The organism is Nocardioides marmoraquaticus (assembly GCF_054777915.1).
The window spans coordinates 23138-40158 of sequence record NZ_BAAHAA010000007.1 but is presented as its reverse complement, the minus strand read 5'-3'; the positions used below and the strand labels follow the sequence as shown (position 1 = coordinate 40158).

Genomic DNA, 17021 nt, shown 5'->3' with positions numbered 1-17021 from the left:
ACAGACACGCGACGAGCTCAGACGTACGCCGCCAGCTCGGCCGCCAGGCCCTCGTGCACGCGGGCGTGCACGCGGGTGCCCTCGGCGGTGTGCTCGACCTCGAGCACCTCGCCGGTGTCGTGCATCCGCGAGACCAGGTCGCCACGGTCGTAGGGCACGAGCACGTCGACCTCGACCGCCGGCTTGGGCAGGTCGGCCTCCACGGCCTCGCGCAGCTCGGCCACGCCCTCGCCCGTGACGGCCGAGACCACGACCGAGTGGGGCTCGCGCTGCCGCAACCGGGCCAGCACCATCGGGTCGGCCACGTCGGCCTTGTTGATGGCGACGAGCTCGGGCACGTCCTGGGCGCCGATCTCGGCCAGCACCTCGCGCACCGCGGCCAGCTGCCCCTCGGGGTCGGGGTGGGAACCGTCGACCACGTGCAGCAGCAGGTCGGCCTCGGCCACCTCCTCCAGCGTCGAGCGGAACGCCTCCACCAGCTGGTGCGGGAGGTGCCGGACGAACCCGACGGTGTCGCTGAAGGTGAACCCGCGGCCGTCGGCGGTCTCGGTACGGCGGGTGCGGGGGTCGAGCGTCGCGAAGAGCGCGTCCTCGACCAGCACCCCGGCGTCGGTCAGCCGGTTGAGCAGCGAGGACTTGCCCGCGTTTGTGTAGCCCGCGATGGCCACGCTCGGCACCTGGTGGCGCTTGCGATCGGCACGCTTGGTCTCGCGGGTCGTGCCCATGTGCGCGAGGTCGCGCCGCAGCTTGGCGATCTTGGTGTTGATGCGCCGTCGGTCGGTCTCGATCTTGGTCTCACCGGGGCCACGACCACCGATGCCGGCACCGCCGGCGACGCGGCCACCGGCCTGGCGCGAGAGGTTGCCGCCCCAGCCGCGCAGCCGCTGCTTCATGTAGCTCAACTGTGCCAGCTCGACCTGTGCCTGCGCCTCCCGCGACTTCGCGTGCTGGGCGAAGATGTCGAGGATCAGCGCGGTGCGGTCGACGACCTTGACCTTGGTGCGGTCCTCCAGGTTGCGCAGCTGGCTCGGCGTCAGCTCGCCGTCGCAGATCACGGTGTCGGCGCCGCTCGCGCGGACGACCTCGGTCAGGTCGGAGACCTTGCCGCTGCCGACGTACGTCGCGGGGTCGGGGCTGTCGCGCCGCTGGTAGAGGGCGTCGAGCACCTCGGAGCCGGCGGTCTCGGCGAGCAGGGCGAGCTCGGCCATGGAGTTCTCGGCGTCCGCGATGGTGCCGTCGGTCCACACGCCGACCAGCACCACCCGCTCGAGGCGCAGCTGGCGGTACTCGACCTCGGTGATGTCCTCGAGCTCGGTCGAGAGCCCGGCCACCCGCTTGAGGGAGTGGCGGTCAGCGAGGTCCAGCTCGCCGGTCGTGTCGTCGCGCTCGTCGCGCTGCCGGAGGTCGCGACCGCTGTCGTCGCGGTCGTCGCGCTCGAGCTCGTCAGGGTCCTCCCAGTCGGCCGTGGCGGCCAGCTCCTGGGACAGGTCGATGGGGTGGGGTGCGTTCGTCATGTGCCTCCCAGGCTAGTTCGCGGGCCCGCGGGACGCGATCGGATTCCGCGGTGCCCGCACCCAGCACAACCACGGCCGGGCCGGGGACGTTCCCGCCCGGCGCGTCACGGACGTCGCCACCGCTCGACGGCGGCCTGGGCGCGGTGGCAGGGTGGGCACCCGACGAGGCGGTCACCGGCGGGGACGCACCACCAGCGCCGAGCCACCGCCGCGACGTACCGGCTCGGACACGGCGGTCAGCCGCCCGCGGGGACCGATCTCGACGGCCGTGGCCGCCCCGATCTCGGCGGCACTGGTCAGGGCGTCGCCCGCCGGCACCAGGTCGTGACCCAGGGCCTCGAGGGCCGCCTCGTGCTGGGCGAGGAAGGCAGGCTCGGAGCTCACCGTCGCGGTGTTGCGCTGCGACGCGCGCGGGGCGGCCAGCGCCTCGGCGATGGTCATGTCGCGGTCGAGCCGGTTGAGCAGCACCTGGAGCACCGTGGTGATGATGGTCGAGCCGCCGGGCGAGCCGAGCGCGAGCACGGGCTTGCCACCGCGCAGCACCATCGTGGGTGACATCGACGACCGCGGCCGCTTGCCGGGCTGGATCCGGTTGGGGTCGTCGGCGTCGTACGCGAGGGTGAAGTCGGTCAGCTCGTTGTTGAGCAGGAACCCGCGCCCCGGCACCGTGATGCCGGAGCCGCCGGTCTGCTCGATGGTCAGGGTGTACTCGACGACGTTGCCGCGGCGGTCGACGACGGTGAGGTTGGTGGTGTCGAGGTTCTCGGTGTCGGGGGCCTCGCTTCCGGTGCGCTGGGCGGTGTCGCAGCGCCCGTCGTAGTCGTCGACGTCACCGGCCCCGACGGGCTTGGTGGCGGCCTGCTCGGGGTCGATCTCGCAGGCCCGCTCGGCGCCGAAGTCGTCGGAGAGCAGGTCGTCGAGCGGCACGTCGACGAAGGCGTCGTCGCCGACCTGCTCGGCGCGGTCGGCGAAGGCGAGCGCGCTCGCCTCGAGGTAGCGGTGCAGGAACTGCGTCGTCGGCAGGCTCGCCAGGTTGCTGCCCTCCAGGATGTTGAGGGCCTCGCCCACCGTCGAGCCGCCGCTCGAGCTCGGGGCCATGCCGACGACCTCGTAGCCGCGGTAGCGGACCCTGGTCGGCGCCTGCGGGACCACCCGGTAGTCGGCCAGGTCACGGGCGCGAAGGTAGCCGGCGGGCGCCGGCAGGTCGGGGTCGGTCACGGTGGGCGGGTCGGCGACCACCGCGGCGATCTCGCGCGCCAGCGCGCCGTCGTAGAAGGACCCGGTGCCGCGGCGGGCGATCTCGCGGTAGGTGCGGGCCAGGTCACGGTTGCGCAGGACCGAGCCCACCCGGGGCAGCTGGCCGCCCGGGAGGAAGAGGCGGCCGGTGGCCGGGAACTGCCGGAAGCGCTCCTCGTTGTCGGCGGTCTGCGACCGGAAGGTCCGGTCGACCACGAAGCCGCGCTCGGCCAGGCGCGCGGCCGGGCGCAGCGCCGCCCCGAGGCCACGCGTGCCCCAGCGCCGCAGCGCGGTCTCCCAGGTCGCGAGCGTGCCGGGGGTGCCGACCGAGAGCCCGCTGCTCACCAGGTCGGGGAAGTCGTAGGTCTGGCCCGTCGCCGGGTCGACGAACGCGTCGTCGGGGATGCGCTTGGGTGCCGTCTCGCGACCGTCGAGGGTGCTCACCCGACCGGTGCGGGCGTCGTAGTGCACGAAGTAGCCACCGCCGCCGATGCCCGCCGAGTAGGGCTCGGTCACCCCGAGCGCCGCTGCCGTCGCCACCGCCGCGTCGACGGCGTTGCCGCCTCGGCGCAGCACCTGCAGCCCGACCCGCGACGCCTCGGGGTCGACCGAGGTGACGGCGCCGCCGTAGCCGGTGCTGGTCGGGGTCTTGACGTTGTAGCGGCCGGAGGCGGGCGGTCGCTCGACCCGCTGGGCGCGGGCGTCGGCGCGGTCGGAGGGGGCGGCCTCGGCGGGCAGCAGCCCCACGGTGCCCAGGCTGGTGGCGGCGACGGCGACCAGGGCGGTCGCGCGAGCGGCCCGGGTGCGGGTGTGGGTCGTGGTCATGGGGTCCTCCCGAGACGGCCGCGCGGCTGGACGCGGTGGTGGCGTGCTCGCCATCCAAGACCCGCGCACCGACAGTCCGCAACGGTTGCCACAGCGCCGAGGGGGTACGCGCGCCGCATGAGCGACACCAAGCCCGGTCCGGCCTCACCGCAGGAGGAGGGCTCCGACGCCCCCACGCCCCCGGGCGGACCGCAGCGCCAGGACTCCTCGGGCTCGGGTCTCGCCGCTGACGACACCGGCACCGGCCGGCCCGCGGCCGACTCCGTCGAGGACGAGCACGGCGCGACCATCCCGGTCGACGAGGAGCAGCCCGACCCCCACCGCGACTCCGAGGAGACCCCGGCCCAGCGCGAGAACGCCGAGGCCTCCACCCAGCAGCCCAGCCAGTAGGAGCGCCACCCATGAGCGACACCGGGACCGACGGCCACCTCGACCCCACCGAGTCCGACCCCTCTGCCGACAGCCTGCAGGACCCCGTCGGCATGGGGGTCAGCAGCGAGCGACCGGGCTCGGTCCGCGGTGCCGACACCGAGGCCAGCGTCGGCTCCGCCCCGACCCACACCGAGGGCGAGACCGGCGTCGGCCACCACACCACCGAGGGCGTGGCACCCGACGAGGTCGAGTCGACCCGCGACTTCGACCCCGACCGCAACCCCCGGCACGGCTGAGCGTCGGCGTCAGCGGGGCGCGAGCTGCCCGGCGCTGACCCCTCGGCCGCCAGGCAGTGACCCCTCGGCCGTCACTTGGGTGGCATCCGGATGCCGCCGTCGACGCGGACGGTCTCGCCGTTCATGTAGGAGTTGGTCAGGCACTCCAGCACCATGCTGGCGAGCTCGTCGGGGGCGCCGAGCCGGCGCGGGAAGAGCACGCTCTCGCCGAGCTTGGCCTTGAACGCCTCGGCAGCCTCGCCGTCGCCGTAGATCGGGGTGTCGATCAGGCCGGGCGCGACGGTGTTGAGGCGGACGCCGACCGCCGCCAGGTCGCGGGCGACGGGCAGGGTCATGCCGACGACGCCGCCCTTCGAGGCGGAGTACGCCGCCTGCCCGATCTGGCCGTCGAACGCCGCGACGCTGGCGAGGTTGACGATCGCGCCGCGCTCCCCCGTCGCCGTCGGCTCGAGGCGCGACATCGCGGTCGCGGCGAGGCGCACGCAGTCGAAGGTGCCGACGAGGTTGATCGCGACGACCCGGGCGAAGGCCTCGAGGTCGGCGGCGGAGTCGAAGCTGCCGTCGCGCCCGACGGTGCGCTGCGCCCAGCCGATGCCGGCGGAGCTCACCGCGATGCGGAGCGGGCCGAGCTCCTCGGCCTGCTCGACGGCCGCGCGCACCTGCTCGGTCCGGGTGACGTCGACGGGCGCGAAGACCCCGCCGATCTCCTCGGCCAGCGCCTGGCCGCCGTCGGCGTTCAGGTCGGCGACGACGACCTTCGCCCCCCGGGCGGCGAGCTGGCGGGCTACGGCGGCTCCGATGCCGGACGCCGCCCCGGTGACGAGGGCGCTGGCTCCACTGATGTCCATGCCGCGGAGCCTAGAGACGTCCCCGGTCAGCCCAGCAGGGAGGTCACGCCCTCCGCGACCAGCACGGCCGGGCCGGTCATCAGCACGCGGCCCGTGTCGGTCCACGCCACCCGCAGGGTGCCGCCCGGCAGGTCGACGACGTACGTCGTGCCGCGGGGAGCGGCGTCGGCTCGCATCGCGGCGACCGCGACGGCGCAGGCGCCGGTGCCGCAGGAGCGGGTCTCGCCGGAGCCGCGCTCGTGCACCCGCATCGCGACGTGGTGCTCGCCCCGGCGCACGACGAACTCGACGTTGACGCCGTCGGGGTAGGTCTCGGCGTCGTACGACGGCGGTTCGCGCAGCTCGCCTGCGTCGCCCAGGTCGTCGACGAAGGCGACCGCGTGGGGGTTGCCCATCGAGACGTGGGTGGCGGGCCAGCGCTGCTCGCCCACCCCGACGATGGTGCCGCCGAGCAGCTCGGCCTCGCCCATGTCGACGGTGATCTCGCCGTCGTCGCCGAAGGTCAGCACCTTGGTCCCGGCCCGGGTCGCCACCGGGAGCGGGTCGCGCGGGTCGACGTCGGCGTGGGTGGCGAGGTAGTGGCCGAGGACCCGGACGCCGTTGCCGCACATCTCGCTGAGGGAGCCGTCGGCGTTGCGGTAGTCCATGAACCACCGCGCCTCGCCGCGCGCCGCGACGGCCGCGGGGTCGTCGGTGGCGTCGGTGCGCACGACCCGGATCACGCCGTCGGCGCCAAGGCCGGCGCGGCGGTCGCACACCCGTGCGACCTGCTCGGCCGTGAGCTCGAGGCGGCCGCCCGCGTCGGGCAGCAGGACGAAGTCGTTCTCGGTGCCGTGGCCCTTGACGAAGTGGTGCTCGATCACGGGGGCGATGCTCTCACCCGTAGAGCCCGCGCTCGTACGACGGCCCGTAGTAGCGGTCGAGCTCGTCCAGGTCGGCGTCGGGCCGCTCCAGGGCCTGCGCCACGACCGCGCGCCGCGGCACGACGCCGTCGGGGTCCCACTCCTCGGGGTGCCACACCCGCGAGCGCAGGAACGCCTTCGAGCAGTGGTGGAAGACCTGCTCCACCTCGACCACCAGCGCGAGCAGCGGACGGTGCCCGCGCACCACCATCGCGTCGAGGAACGGCGCCTCGCGCACCAGCCGCGCGCGTCCCTCCACCCGCAACGTGTCGCCCCGCCCGGGGATGACGAAGAGCAGGCCGACGTGCGGGTTGGCCAGCACGTTGCGGTAGCCGTCGACACGACGGTTGCCGGGCCGCTCGGCCAGCGCGATGGTGCGCTCGTCGAGCACGTGGACGAGGTGGCCGACCGGGTCGCCCTTGGGCGAGGCGTCGCAGCGGCCCTCCGCGTCGGCGGTCGCGACCACGCACAGCGGAGAGGCCTGCAGCCACGCGACGTCGAGCTCGGTCAGCGCGGGTCGCCCCTTGCCGCGGGCGGCGGGGGTCGGCTCGCCGACCAGCGCCTCGAGCTCGGCGACGTCGTGCACCTCGGTCCAGCCGTCCACCCGCGCAGCCTACGAGCCGCGGTCGGGGTGCAGCGCGAGGAACAGGCTCCACGACTCGCCGTCGGGGTCGGTAGGCATCGCCGCCACCTCCTGCAGCAGGGCGTGCAGCCGGTCCTGCACGACCTCACGGTCGGCGGCCGAGAGCCGGAACCCGAGCCGGGCGGTGTCGAGCACGTGCGGGTCGAGCCCGGCGACGTCCTGCAGGAAGGTCGCCAGCAGCAGGTCCTGGCCCTCCCACACGTCGGCGGACGGGTCGGCGCCGGTGTCGACGTAGAAGCTCTTGCCCGAGGCGAGGTAGGGCCGCTCGCGCGCGCCGCGGCGGCCGCGGCGTACCTCCTGCTCGACGAGGAACCCGGTGTCGACCAGGGTGCGCACGTGGTGCAGGCACGACGCGGGGTTGAGGTCGAGCAGCTCGGCGAGCTCGGCGTTGGTGCGGGGCTCGTGGAGCGCAGCGCGCAGCAGGCGCAGCCGCAGCGGCGACGCGAGCGCCTTGCGCTCGGCCTCGTCGGCGGGCCGGCGCGTCCAGACCTGCCGCCCGGAGCCGACCGGCAGGCGGCCGTACGGCGCGGGCTCGGGGGCGGCGACGGGGGGCGGCACGCCGCCGAGACTAACTGATTGACTTTTCCCAATCACTCACTCAGGGTGCTGCCGTGACCTCCACCCGGGCCGAGCGCCGCCGACCGCGTGGCGGGCTGCTGCGGCACCACGACTTCCGCCAGCTCTTCAACGCTGATGTCGCGGCGCAGGTCGGCACCCAGCTCTCCACGCTCGCCATCCCCGTCACCGCCGTGCAGCTCCTCGGGGCGCGCGAGCTCGAGATGGGGCTGCTCGGCACCGCGGAGAACCTCGCGTTCCTGCTCATCGCGCTCCCGGCCGGTGTCTGGGTCGACCGCTGGCGCAAGCAGCGGGTGCTCGTCACCGCCGACCTCGTGCGCGCCGTCGCGCTGCTCACCATCCCGCTGGCCTGGTGGCTCGACGTGCTCACCTTCGCCCAGCTGCTCGCGGTGACGGCGGTGATCGGCACGGCCACCGTCTTCTTCGACGTCGCCTACCAGAGCTACCTGCCCGAGCTCGTCGAGCCCGACGACATCGGCGAGGGCAACGCCAAGCTCCAGGCCGTGCAGTCGGTGGCGATGATCGGCGGGCCGGCGCTGGGCGGCGGCCTGGTCCGGCTCGTCGGCGCGCCGCTGACCTCGCTGGTCAACGCCGTGGGCTTCCTCGGGTCGGCGTTCTTCGTGCGCCGGATCCGCCACGTCGCCGAGCCGCCGCGTCGTGAGGACCGCCGGCCGCTGCGGGTCGAGGTCGCCGAGGGCCTGTCGTTCGTCCTCCGCGACCCCCTGCTGCGGCGGATCACGGCCTGCACCTCGGTGAGCAACTTCTTCTCCTCCATGACCGGTGCCCTGCTCGTGCTCTTCGCGCTGCAGGACCTCGGGCTCACCGAGGCCGAGCTCGGCCTCGCCATGGGTCTCGGCGCCGGTGGTGGGCTGCTCGGCGCGCTCGCCACCCCGGCCCTGACCCGGTGGCTCGGCGAGGGCCGCGTCATCCCGTTGTCGTCGCTGACGCTGGTCGCAGCCGGCATCTTCATGCCGCTGGCCGGCACCGTCATCCCCGCGCTCGTCGCCGTGGTCGCCTCGAGCCTGCTGCTCACCTTCTCGGTGGTCGTCTACAACGTCGCCCAGGTCAGCTTCCGGCAGCGGCTCTGTCCCCGCCCCCTGCTGGGCCGGATGAACGCCTCGATCCGGTTCTGCGTCTGGGGCGTGATGCCGATCGGCGCGTTCGCGGCCGGTCTGCTCGGCGAGGCCATCGGGGCGCGGGGAGTCTTCTGGATCGCCCTCGGTGGCGAGCTCGTCGCGGCGTCGTTCGTGGTGCTCTCGCCGCTGATGACGATGCGGGTGCTGCCGAAGGCGCTCGACCGGCTCAGCGACTCGTGACGACCTCGACTGCCCGCTCCAGCAGGTGCGGGTCGTCGTGCGGCAACCAGGTCACCCTCGGGTCCTTGCGGAACCAGCTGTCCTGGCGCCGCGCGAACCGCCGGGTGCCGGTCGCCGTCCGCTCCTGCGCCTCGGCGTCGCTCAGCACGCCGTCGAGCACGTCGAGCACCTGGCGGTAGCCGAGCGCCCGCTGCGCGGTCCGGCCCTCGCGCAGCCCGCGCCGCTCGAGGCGGCGTACCTCCTCGACCAGGCCGTCGTCCCACATCCGCAGCACCCGCCGCTCGATGCGGGCGTCGAGGGTGGGCCGGTCGACGTCGACCCCCACCTGCACCGCACCCGGTACGGCGTACTCCAGTCGCGGCAGGCTCGCCGAGAAGGGGCGCCCGGTCAGCTCGACCACCTCGAGCGCCCGCACCACGCGCCGGCCGTTGCTCGGCAGCACCTGCGCGGCGGCCTCGGGATCGACCCGAGCCAGCTGCGCGTGCATCGCCTCCACCCCCACCTCGGCCGCCTCGCGCTCCAGCCGCGCCCGCAGCCCTGCGTCGGTGCCGGGGAACTCGAACCGGTCGAGCACCGCGCGCGTGTAGAGCGCCGAGCCGCCCACGAGCACCGGCACGACGCCCCGCCCGCGCAGGTCGCCGACGACGTCGCGCGCCCAGCGCTGGAACTCCGCCACGCTGGCCGCCTCGGTGACCTCGAGGACGTCGAGCAGGTGGTGCGGCACCCCGCGCCGCTCCTCGGTCGGGAGCTTGGCGGTGCCGACGTCCATGCCGCGGTAGAGCTGCATCGCGTCGGTGTTGACCACCTCGCCGCCGAGCCGCTCGGCCAGCCCCAGCGCCAGCTCGCTCTTGCCGGCCGCCGTCGCCCCCACCACGGCGACGACGGGCAGCTCGCTCACGCCCCTGTTGTACCGCTCCTGGGGGCGGACGGGCTCCCGGCCGGGGCTTTTCGAACGAAAAGCCCCCGACACGCCGGGGACAGGGGTGCGGATCGGTGGTGAACCGGCCCCACAGGTGCGGACCGTACGAAAAGCACGACGGGGCCCGCCCACTAGGCTGGCGAGCACGATCCGCCGACCCCAGGAGGAACCACCCATGGGCTTTCTCGACAACGCCAAGAAGAAGCTGACCGAGGCCGTCGACAAGCACGGCGACAAGATCGACCAGGGCATCGACAAGGCCACCCAGGCCGCGGCCGACTTCGATCGCAAGCGCACCGGCGGCAAGAACGCCGACAAGATCGCCAAGGGCGCGCAGAAGGCCAAGGAGGGCCTCGACAAGCTCGACGGCAAGCGCGACGACGGCCTGGGCGGTCAGGGCCCCGCGGGACCGACCGGCCCGACGGGCGGTCCCCGCCGATGAGCGAGCTGCCCGACGCCCCCGAGCCCACGGTCGACGCCGATCCTGACACGGCCCCCGGCGGCCCCGCCGACCGGGTCGACCGCGACGCCGACGACTTCCCCGTCACCACGCCCGACGCGCCGCGCTCGGCGCAGGTCGACGACGAGGTCGTGCCCGACGAGCTCGACCAGCCCGACGAGTCCGGCGGCGAGGAAGAGGACGTCGACCCGGCCGAGGACGAGCCCGTCTGAGCCCGGAGGTCGCGACCACCGCGCTGCGCTGGCACGCCGGCTGGACGCGCGTGCGTGGGTACGCCGCTCGCACCGAGACCGACGGCGTCGTCACGACCCAGGTGCTCGAGCGGCACCGGGCCGTCGAGCGGCTGGTGCCCGACGCCGACGTCGACGCGCGTCGCCTCGACCGCGCCGCGCAGGCGACGCTGGCCGAGCGCGACGCGTGGCTCAGCGCGGTGACCGACAGGCCCGGCCGGCTGGCCGACCGGGTGGCCGAGCACGGGCTGCGGGTGCTGGCCGGCGAGGAGTGCCTGATGCGGCGCCCGCTCGCGGGGCACCCGACTCCCGTCCTGCCCGACGGCTACCGCTCCACGCTCGCCGTCACGCTCGACGGCGCCTTCCGGGTGCGCGTCGTCGCGCCCGACGGCTCGCTCGCGGCCTCCGGCCAGGCAGGGCTCACCGGCGACGGCGCCGTCGTCGCCGACCGCATCCTCACCGAGGCCGACCACCGCCGGCGTCGCCTCGGCAGCGCCGTGATGGGCGCGCTCGTCTCGGCGGCGGCCGACCGGGGCGCGACCGACGGGCTGCTCGTCGCGTCGCCCCAGGGGCGGGCGCTCTACGCCACGCTCGGCTGGGAGCGGGTCGCCGACCTGGTCGTCGCCTCGCAGCGCTGACTAGCGCACCGCGCAGCCGTCGACCACCGGCAGCGGGTCGGGCACGCCGACGCCCGGCATCCCGAGCCCGACGCCCGCCGGGGCGGGCGGCGCCGTACGGCGCTCCCAGGCGTCGCCGGCGCGGGTGCGGCGCAGCGAGCGGACGGGGCCGTCGGCCACGAGGTGGTGCGGCGCGGCGTAGGTGACGTCGACCTCGACCATGTCGCCGGGGCGCACCTCGAGCGGGGTGCCGTCGGCCGCGAGCGGCGTGAAGTGCACCAGCCGGTTGTCGCGGGCGCGTCCCGAGAGCCGGGCCGTCGCAGCGTCCTTGCGGCCCTCCCCCTCGGCGACCATGAGCTCGACCGTGCGCCCGACGACGGCCTTGTTCTCGTCCCAGGCGATCTCATCGACGAGCGCGACGAGCCGCTGGTAGCGGTCCTTGACGACGTCGGCCGACACCTGGTCGGGCAGGTCGGCGGCGGGCGTGCCGGGGCGCTTGGAGTACTGGAAGGTGAACGCCCCGGCGAAGCGTGAGCGGCGCACCACCTCGAGGGTGCCCTGGAAGTCGTCCTCGGTCTCCCCCGGGAAGCCGACGATGATGTCGGTGGTGATGGCGGCCTCGGGCATGGCGGCGCGCACCCGGTCGATGATCCCGAGGTAGCGCTCCGCGCGGTAGGAGCGGCGCATCGCCTTGAGCACCCGGTCGGAGCCCGACTGCAGCGGCATGTGCAGCTGCGGCATGACGTTGGGCGTCTCGGCCATCGCGTCGATGACGTCGTCGGTGAAGGCGGCCGGGTGTGGGGAGGTGAAGCGCACCCGCTCGAGCCCCTCGACCTCGCCGCAGGCCCGCAGCAGCTTGGAGAACGCCTGCCGGTCACCGAACTCGACGCCGTAGGTGTTGACGTTCTGGCCCAGCAGCGTCACCTCGGTGACGCCCTCGGCCACGAGCGCCTCGACCTCGGCCAGCACGTCTCCGGGGCGACGGTCCTTCTCCTTGCCGCGCAGCGACGGGACGATGCAGAAGGTGCAGGTGTTGTTGCACCCGACGCTGACCGAGACCCATGCGGCGTACGCCGACTCGCGCTTGGTGGGCAGCGTGGAGGGGAAGACCTCGAGCGACTCGAGGAGCTCGACCTGCGCCTCCTGCTGCACCCGCGCGCGCTCGAGCAGCGTGGGCAGCGAGCCGATGTTGTGGGTGCCGAAGACGACGTCGACCCATGGCGCCTTGGCGGTGATGGTGTCGCGGTCCTTCTGCGCGAGGCAGCCGCCCACGGCGATCTGCATGCCGTCGGTCTTCTTCTTGACCGACGCCAGGTGGCCGAGGTTGCCGTAGAGCTTGTTGTCGGCGTTCTCGCGCACCGCGCAGGTGTTCAGCACGACGACGTCGGCCTGCTCGCCGCCGGCCGCCGCGGCGTACCCGGCTTCCTCCAGCAGCCCCGAGAGCCGCTCGGAGTCGTGGACGTTCATCTGGCACCCGTAGGTGCGGACCTCGTAGGTGCGCTGCTCAGCCATGACGCCGCCCAGGGTACGGCGCTCCCCCGTCACCGCCCGAACCCGTGGCGGCAGGCCGACCTCAGGCCCCCGGGTCGCGCTCGCCCGCCCGGCGCAGCGTCTCGGACTCGCTGACCACGGCGGCGATGGTCGAGGGGTCGGCGAGCGGCGGGGTGCCGGGCTGCTGCAGGTCGCTCTCGGCGGTGTCGGGGTTGGTCGCGACGTCGGCGCCCGTGGTGCCGACCGGCGTCTCGACGTCGACCTCGGGGGCGTCGGGGTCGACGACCTCCTCGAGGTAGCCCTCGGCCTCCTCCCGGTCACCCGGCCGGCCCTCGTGCTCGGAGTCACGACCGGCGGCCTTGGGCTCGTGGTGGAACGCCTCCCCCGGCTCGTCGACGGCCTCGATGACGACGGGCTCGGGGAGGTCCTCGGCGCGCGGCAGGTCGGGCGCGACGACGTCGGGGCCGGGGATGTGGTCGCGCGGGTCGTCCCGAGCGGGCTCGGTCGGCCGGACCGGCTCCGGGGTGGCCGCCGGCTCCTGGGAACGCTGGGTGGGCGCGGGGACGGGCGCGTCGCCGCGTGAGGCGGCGTCGCGAGCCACCGCCACCCCGACCTCGGCGGCGCCCTTCGCGAGGCCGAAGGCGCGCGCGGCCACCCCCGCCCCCAGACGGACCGCGCCGGTGGCGGTGCGGGTGGCGGTGCGGGTCAGCTTGGTCAGGCTCACGTCGTCCTCCGAGGGGCGGGTGCGGGAAGGGCCGGGCGGGATGTGCCCACGACCTCGCAGTAGCCCTCGCGACTCGATGACAAACCCGTAACAGTCCTCACGTGGCCGGGCCGCCCGGTCGACCCGGGCCGCGGGGGACCCCTAGGGTCCGGCCCATGACCGTGCCCGGGTCCGCCTCGTCCTCGTCCGAACCTGCCGTCCGCGAGCCCCTCATCGTGCTCGACGGCGTGCAGAAGTGGTTCGGCGAGCTGCACGTGCTGCAGGACATCAGGCTCTCGGTCGGACGCGGCGAGGTCGTCGTGGTGATCGGGCCGTCAGGCTCCGGCAAGTCCACGCTGTGCCGCACCATCAACCGGCTCGAGACCATCGACCAGGGCACCATCACCCTCGACGGCGAGCAGCTGCCCCAGGAGGGCAAGGCCCTGGCCCGGCTGCGCAGCGACGTGGGCATGGTCTTCCAGAGCTTCAACCTCTTCGCGCACAAGACGATCCTCGAGAACGTCACGCTGGGTCCGATCAAGGTCCGCGGCAAGAAGAAGGACGAGGCCGAGAAGCGAGCGCTCGAGCTGCTCGACCGGGTCGGCGTGGCCCACCAGGCGGCCAAGTACCCCGCCCAGCTCTCCGGCGGTCAGCAGCAGCGCGTCGCCATCGCCCGGGCCCTGGCCATGGAGCCGAAGGCGATGCTCTTCGACGAGCCGACCTCGGCGCTCGACCCCGAGATGATCTCCGAGGTCCTCGACGTCATGGTCGACCTCGCCCGGCGCGGCATGACGATGATCGTCGTGACCCACGAGATGGGCTTCGCCCGCACCGCCGCCGACCGCGTCGTGTTCATGGCCGACGGCGCCATCGTCGAGGAGAACACCCCCGAGGCGTTCTTCACCGACCCGCAGTCGGCGCGCGCCCAGGACTTCCTGAGCAAGATCCTCAGCCACTAGAGGCAGCGACCACCCCGTCCAGCACACGCCCACCACACCCCCGACGCCGGACACCCCGGCAGGACCAAGGAGAAGGCAATGCGACTGAAGAAGACCAGCGCGGCCGTGGCCGCACTCGGCCTGGCCGCGGCCCTGAGCGCCTGCGGCGGCAACGCCGGCGAGCCCGCCACGGGCGCCGAGGGGGCCGAGGCCCCCGAGGTCGAGGTCGTCGAGAGCCCCGAGTTCGAGGCCGGCACCAAGATGGCCGAGCTCGCCGAGGCCGGCGAGGTCACCATCGGCGTGAAGTTCGACCAGCCGGGCCTCGGCTTCAAGGGCGCCACCGACGACGTGCCGTCCGGCTTCGACGTCGAGATCGCCAAGCAGGTCGCCGGCCAGCTCGGCATCGCTCCCGAGGACATCACCTGGGAGGAGACCATCTCCGACAACCGCGAGCCCTACCTCCAGCAGGGCCGCGTCGACCTCGTGCTGGCGACGTACTCCATCACCGACGAGCGCCGCCAGATCGTCGGCCAGACCGGCCCCTACCTGGTCACCGGCCAGCAGCTGCTCGTGCCCGAGGACAGCGACGTCGAGAGCGTCGACGACCTCCAGGGCGAGGAGGTGTGCGCCGCGTCCGGCTCCACCTCGCTCGAGCGCATCGAGGAGGAGGGCATGACGCCCGCCCCCGCCGACAACTACTCGGCCTGCGTCGACGACCTCAAGAACGGCTCCATCGCGGCCGTGTCGACCGACGGCGCCATCCTGCTCGGGTACGCCGCCGAGAACGAGGGTGAGCTCAAGGTCGTCGGCGAGCCGTTCTCCGAGGAGAACATCGGCGTCGGCTACTCCAAGGACAGCCCCGAGATGTGCGAGTTCATCAACGAGGCGCTGCAGAAGAGCTTCGACGACGGCACGTGGGCCGAGGCCTACGAGTTCACCCTCGGCGGCGACGGCGTCGAGGTGCCGGAGCCCCCGGCGCTCGAGGACTGCCAGGCCTGATCCCCGTCCGCGTGCCCGGGGCAGCTGCTGCCCCGGGCACGCGTGGATTCCGGACCGCACCACTGACCTCTGGAAGGAGGCCCACCCGTGCAGATCGTCCTCGACAACCTCGACCAGGTCGCCCGAGCCTTCGGCTACTCGCTGCTGTTCTTCGTCATCGCAGGCGTGCTGTCGCTGGTGCTCGGCACGCTCCTGGCCGCGATGCGGGTGGGACCGGTCGCCGTGCTGCGCAGCGTCGGCACGGCGTACGTGCTCGTCGTCCGCAACACCCCGCTGCTCGTGGTGCTGCTCTTCTTCCGCTACGCCGGGCCGAAGGTCGGGCTGACCTTCTCCTTCGTCGACCTCGAGGTCGCGGGCTTCCGCATCAACAACATCTTCGCCGCGCTCGTGGTCGGCCTCTCCCTCTACACCGCCGCCTTCGTCTGCGAGGCGCTGCGCTCCGGCATCAACGCCGTGCCGCTCGGCCAGGCCGAGGCCGCCCGCGCGATCGGGCTCCCCTTCGGCGGCGTCATGCGGCAGGTGATCCTGCCGCAGGCGATCCGCGCGTCGGTGCCCCCGATGGCCAGCGTGCAGATCGCGCTGCTCAAGAACACCACCGTGTGCGGCGCCATCGGCGTGGTCGAGGCGTTCGCCCGGATGCGCGGCTTCACCAACAACGACCCGACGCAGCGCTACGGCATCTTCATCGCCTTCGCGCTGATCTTCGTCGTCCTCGTCTTTGCCCTGTCCTTCGTCGCCAACCGGCTCGAGCGCCGCTGGAGGGTCGCCTGATGTCAGCCTCGGTGCTCTTCGACGCCCCCGGCCCGCGCACCGTGCGGCGTCACCGGCTCTACACGGTCGTGACCTCGATCGTCGTGGTCGCCGTCGTGGCCCTGGTGGCCCTCCGCCTCGCGCAGGAGGGCCAGTTCGCCTACGACATGTGGGAGGTGTTCATCACCCCCCGCTTCGTCGAGGCGATCCTCGTCGACGGCATCCTCGTGGTGCTGCAGATGGCGGCGTCGGCCGTCGTGCTCTCGGTCGTCTTCGGCCTCGTCTTCGGCATCGCCAAGCTGGCCGAGAGCCCGCTGGTGCGGCTGCCCGCCACCGCGGTCGTGGAGTTCTTCCGCGCGGTGCCGGTGCTGCTGCTGATGATCCTGCTGTTCTTCACCTTCGGCATCAGCCGGGGCGACACGGGCGCCTACTGGAGCGTCGTGCTCGCCCTGATGCTCTACAACGGCTCGGTGCTGGCCGAGGTCTTCCGCGCGGGCATCCTGGCCGTGCCGCCGGGCCAGTCGGAGGCGGGGCTGGCCATCGGGCTGCGTCGCTCGCAGGTCACCAACATCATCCTGCTGCCCCAGGCAGTGCGCATCATGCTGCCGGCGATCATCAGCCAGTGCGTGGTGGCGCTCAAGGACACCAGCCTCGGCTACGCCGTCGCCGCGCCGGGCCTGGTGCGGCTGATGACGCAGATCTACCAGCAGTTCGGCAACCAGCTGCCCACCCTGTTCGTGACCGCGCTGCTGTACGTCGTCATGTGCGGCCTGCTGAGCGTCGTCGCCACCTGGCTCCAGCGACGCTTCACCGGCGAGCGTCGGTCAGCCGCCACCCCGTTCGCCGGCACCGACGCCGAGACCGGCCTGGCCAAGGCGGGCTGACGTCCGGGGCCGTCAGGCCCTCTTCTTCGGCGTCACCCACAGCCGGATGACGCCCTCGATGACGACCGTGCCGTCCTCGCGCACGCCCTTGACCCGCACCGGGACGTCGGGGTCGGAGCCGCTCCACTGCCCCGGGTCGGTGTCGGCGTGGCAGGTGATGTCGCTGGTCGCCTTGGCGGTGTAGGCGACCTCCATCCCCTTGGGGATCCAGCGCTTGTCCTGCGGGATGCTGGCCTCGGCGAGCACGCCCATGGCGGCCTCGAGGCCGTTGCACAGCGCGATGGCGTGCACCGTGCCGATGTGGTTCTGCACACCGCGACGCTTGGGGATGACCACCTCGGCGTGGTTGGGCTCGATCACGGTGAAGCGCGGCCGGATCGACCAGAAGTACGGCGCCACCTGGCTGAAGGCGAACGAGAACAGGCGCTCGCCGACCAACGGGCCCACGACGGGCAGCGAGGTGGCGGTGCGGTGCAGGTCGAGGACACGGCTCATGGGCGGC

General features: G+C 73.6%; 20 protein-coding genes. 10 read left to right on the top strand and 10 right to left on the bottom strand.

Translation table 11 applies throughout. From position 1 onward, the window contains the following. Positions 1–17 precede the first annotated feature (17 nt). On the bottom strand, positions 18–1514 hold the full coding sequence (gene hflX / locus ACYU8I_RS07110; protein ID WP_460838938.1) for a GTPase HflX: 1497 nt from the start codon (positions 1512–1514) through the stop codon (positions 18–20). Positions 1515–1685: 171 nt separating this feature from the next. Beyond that, a complete protein-coding gene (ggt, locus tag ACYU8I_RS07105) occupies positions 1686–3575 on the bottom strand; it encodes a gamma-glutamyltransferase (RefSeq protein ID WP_460838936.1) in 1890 nt (629 codons plus the stop codon). A 117-nt stretch (positions 3576–3692) separates the two neighbouring features. Between ggt and ACYU8I_RS07100 the strand changes: the two genes are divergently transcribed. Then, positions 3693–3965 carry a hypothetical protein gene (locus tag ACYU8I_RS07100; RefSeq protein ID WP_460838934.1) on the top strand — a complete coding sequence of 91 codons (273 nt, stop codon included), beginning with the start codon at positions 3693–3695 and terminating at the stop codon, positions 3963–3965. 11 nt (positions 3966–3976) lie between these two features. Beyond that, positions 3977–4243: a hypothetical protein gene (locus tag ACYU8I_RS07095; RefSeq protein WP_460838932.1), complete on the top strand. Its 267-nt coding sequence runs from the start codon at positions 3977–3979 to the stop codon at positions 4241–4243. A 71-nt stretch (positions 4244–4314) separates the two neighbouring features. Here ACYU8I_RS07095 and ACYU8I_RS07090 read toward each other — a convergent pair whose 3' ends face one another. From ACYU8I_RS07090 to ACYU8I_RS07075, 4 genes are read right to left on the bottom strand one after another with little or no spacing between them, the layout of a single operon-like run. Beyond that, on the bottom strand, positions 4315–5091 hold the full coding sequence (locus ACYU8I_RS07090) for an SDR family NAD(P)-dependent oxidoreductase (protein ID WP_460838929.1): 777 nt from the start codon (positions 5089–5091) through the stop codon (positions 4315–4317). Positions 5092–5117: 26 nt separating this feature from the next. Continuing rightward, the gene (gene dapF, locus ACYU8I_RS07085) at positions 5118–5954 is read right to left on the bottom strand and encodes a diaminopimelate epimerase (protein ID WP_460838926.1); all 837 of its coding nucleotides are present in this window, start codon (positions 5952–5954) and stop codon (positions 5118–5120) included. Positions 5955–5967: 13 nt separating this feature from the next. Beyond that, the gene (locus tag ACYU8I_RS07080) at positions 5968–6597 is read right to left on the bottom strand and encodes an MSMEG_1061 family FMN-dependent PPOX-type flavoprotein (protein ID WP_460838924.1); all 630 of its coding nucleotides are present in this window, start codon (positions 6595–6597) and stop codon (positions 5968–5970) included. A gap of 9 nt (positions 6598–6606) precedes the next feature. Next, positions 6607–7194, bottom strand: a complete 588-nt coding sequence (locus ACYU8I_RS07075) for a helix-turn-helix domain-containing protein (protein ID WP_460838921.1) — start codon at positions 7192–7194, stop codon at positions 6607–6609. A 53-nt stretch (positions 7195–7247) separates the two neighbouring features. Here ACYU8I_RS07075 and ACYU8I_RS07070 point away from each other — a divergent pair, with 53 nt between their 5' ends. Then, positions 7248–8528: an MFS transporter gene (locus ACYU8I_RS07070; protein WP_460838918.1), complete on the top strand. Its 1281-nt coding sequence runs from the start codon at positions 7248–7250 to the stop codon at positions 8526–8528. Here the strand turns inward: ACYU8I_RS07070 and miaA are convergent. Continuing rightward, on the bottom strand, positions 8515–9426 hold the full coding sequence (gene miaA, locus ACYU8I_RS07065; RefSeq protein ID WP_460838916.1) for a tRNA (adenosine(37)-N6)-dimethylallyltransferase MiaA: 912 nt from the start codon (positions 9424–9426) through the stop codon (positions 8515–8517). The two genes, ACYU8I_RS07070 and miaA, sit on opposite strands and share 14 nt — an antisense overlap. A 196-nt stretch (positions 9427–9622) precedes the next feature. Here miaA and ACYU8I_RS07060 point away from each other — a divergent pair, with 196 nt between their 5' ends. From ACYU8I_RS07060 to ACYU8I_RS07050, 3 genes are read left to right on the top strand one after another with little or no spacing between them, the layout of a single operon-like run. Beyond that, positions 9623–9889, top strand: coding sequence for an antitoxin (locus ACYU8I_RS07060; protein WP_460838915.1), 267 nt, complete (start codon positions 9623–9625; stop codon positions 9887–9889). Next, a complete protein-coding gene (locus ACYU8I_RS07055) occupies positions 9886–10119 on the top strand; it encodes a hypothetical protein (protein ID WP_460838913.1) in 234 nt (77 codons plus the stop codon). Before ACYU8I_RS07060 ends, ACYU8I_RS07055 begins: the two co-directional genes overlap by 4 nt. A gap of 50 nt (positions 10120–10169) precedes the next feature. After that, on the top strand, positions 10170–10775 hold the full coding sequence (locus ACYU8I_RS07050) for a GNAT family N-acetyltransferase (protein WP_460838912.1): 606 nt from the start codon (positions 10170–10172) through the stop codon (positions 10773–10775). On the opposite strand, the gene miaB is transcribed toward ACYU8I_RS07050, so the two are convergent. Together miaB and ACYU8I_RS07040 are read right to left on the bottom strand one after the other, a co-directional pair. Further along, positions 10776–12266, bottom strand: a complete 1491-nt coding sequence (miaB, locus tag ACYU8I_RS07045; protein ID WP_460838909.1) for a tRNA (N6-isopentenyl adenosine(37)-C2)-methylthiotransferase MiaB — start codon at positions 12264–12266, stop codon at positions 10776–10778. 61 nt (positions 12267–12327) lie between these two features. Further along, the gene (locus ACYU8I_RS07040) at positions 12328–12969 is read right to left on the bottom strand and encodes a hypothetical protein (RefSeq protein ID WP_460838907.1); all 642 of its coding nucleotides are present in this window, start codon (positions 12967–12969) and stop codon (positions 12328–12330) included. A 155-nt stretch (positions 12970–13124) separates the two neighbouring features. Here ACYU8I_RS07040 and ACYU8I_RS07035 point away from each other — a divergent pair, with 155 nt between their 5' ends. The 4 genes from ACYU8I_RS07035 to ACYU8I_RS07020 all read left to right on the top strand — a co-directional run bounded on the left by ACYU8I_RS07035 (position 13125) and on the right by ACYU8I_RS07020 (position 16519). Then, positions 13125–13907 (top strand): amino acid ABC transporter ATP-binding protein, encoded by a 783-nt coding sequence (locus tag ACYU8I_RS07035; RefSeq protein WP_460838905.1) that lies wholly within the window; start codon positions 13125–13127, stop codon positions 13905–13907. A 78-nt stretch (positions 13908–13985) separates the two neighbouring features. Then, positions 13986–14885 carry a glutamate ABC transporter substrate-binding protein gene (locus ACYU8I_RS07030; protein ID WP_460838904.1) on the top strand — a complete coding sequence of 300 codons (900 nt, stop codon included), beginning with the start codon at positions 13986–13988 and terminating at the stop codon, positions 14883–14885. Positions 14886–14972: 87 nt separating this feature from the next. Further along, the gene (locus tag ACYU8I_RS07025; RefSeq protein WP_460838902.1) at positions 14973–15656 is read left to right on the top strand and encodes an amino acid ABC transporter permease; all 684 of its coding nucleotides are present in this window, start codon (positions 14973–14975) and stop codon (positions 15654–15656) included. Further along, positions 15656–16519: an amino acid ABC transporter permease gene (locus tag ACYU8I_RS07020; RefSeq protein ID WP_460838901.1), complete on the top strand. Its 864-nt coding sequence runs from the start codon at positions 15656–15658 to the stop codon at positions 16517–16519. The genes ACYU8I_RS07025 and ACYU8I_RS07020 overlap by 1 nt, the downstream gene beginning before the upstream one ends. Positions 16520–16531: 12 nt before the next feature. Here ACYU8I_RS07020 and ACYU8I_RS07015 read toward each other — a convergent pair whose 3' ends face one another. Then, complete coding sequence (locus tag ACYU8I_RS07015; protein WP_460838899.1) at positions 16532–17014, bottom strand: hotdog fold domain-containing protein; 483 nt, start codon at positions 17012–17014, stop codon at positions 16532–16534. Positions 17015–17021: the final 7 nt, after the last annotated feature.

Excerpts from the sequence above, each read along its gene's own strand:
- hflX (WP_460838938.1), bottom strand. The coding sequence starts at position 1,514 with ATGACGAACGCACCCCACCCCATCGACCTGTCCCAGGAGCTGGCCGCC.
- ACYU8I_RS07030 (WP_460838904.1), top strand. The coding sequence starts at position 13,986 with ATGCGACTGAAGAAGACCAGCGCGGCCGTGGCCGCACTCGGCCTGGCC.
- ggt (WP_460838936.1), bottom strand. The coding sequence starts at position 3,575 with ATGACCACGACCCACACCCGCACCCGGGCCGCTCGCGCGACCGCCCTG.
- ACYU8I_RS07055 (WP_460838913.1), top strand. The coding sequence starts at position 9,886 with ATGAGCGAGCTGCCCGACGCCCCCGAGCCCACGGTCGACGCCGATCCT.
- ACYU8I_RS07100 (WP_460838934.1), top strand. The coding sequence starts at position 3,693 with ATGAGCGACACCAAGCCCGGTCCGGCCTCACCGCAGGAGGAGGGCTCC.
- ACYU8I_RS07090 (WP_460838929.1), bottom strand. The coding sequence starts at position 5,091 with ATGGACATCAGTGGAGCCAGCGCCCTCGTCACCGGGGCGGCGTCCGGC.
- miaB (WP_460838909.1), bottom strand. The coding sequence starts at position 12,266 with ATGGCTGAGCAGCGCACCTACGAGGTCCGCACCTACGGGTGCCAGATG.
- ACYU8I_RS07095 (WP_460838932.1), top strand. The coding sequence starts at position 3,977 with ATGAGCGACACCGGGACCGACGGCCACCTCGACCCCACCGAGTCCGAC.
- ACYU8I_RS07035 (WP_460838905.1), top strand. The coding sequence starts at position 13,125 with ATGACCGTGCCCGGGTCCGCCTCGTCCTCGTCCGAACCTGCCGTCCGC.
- ACYU8I_RS07015 (WP_460838899.1), bottom strand. The coding sequence starts at position 17,014 with ATGAGCCGTGTCCTCGACCTGCACCGCACCGCCACCTCGCTGCCCGTC.
- ACYU8I_RS07060 (WP_460838915.1), top strand. The coding sequence starts at position 9,623 with ATGGGCTTTCTCGACAACGCCAAGAAGAAGCTGACCGAGGCCGTCGAC.
- ACYU8I_RS07020 (WP_460838901.1), top strand. The coding sequence starts at position 15,656 with ATGTCAGCCTCGGTGCTCTTCGACGCCCCCGGCCCGCGCACCGTGCGG.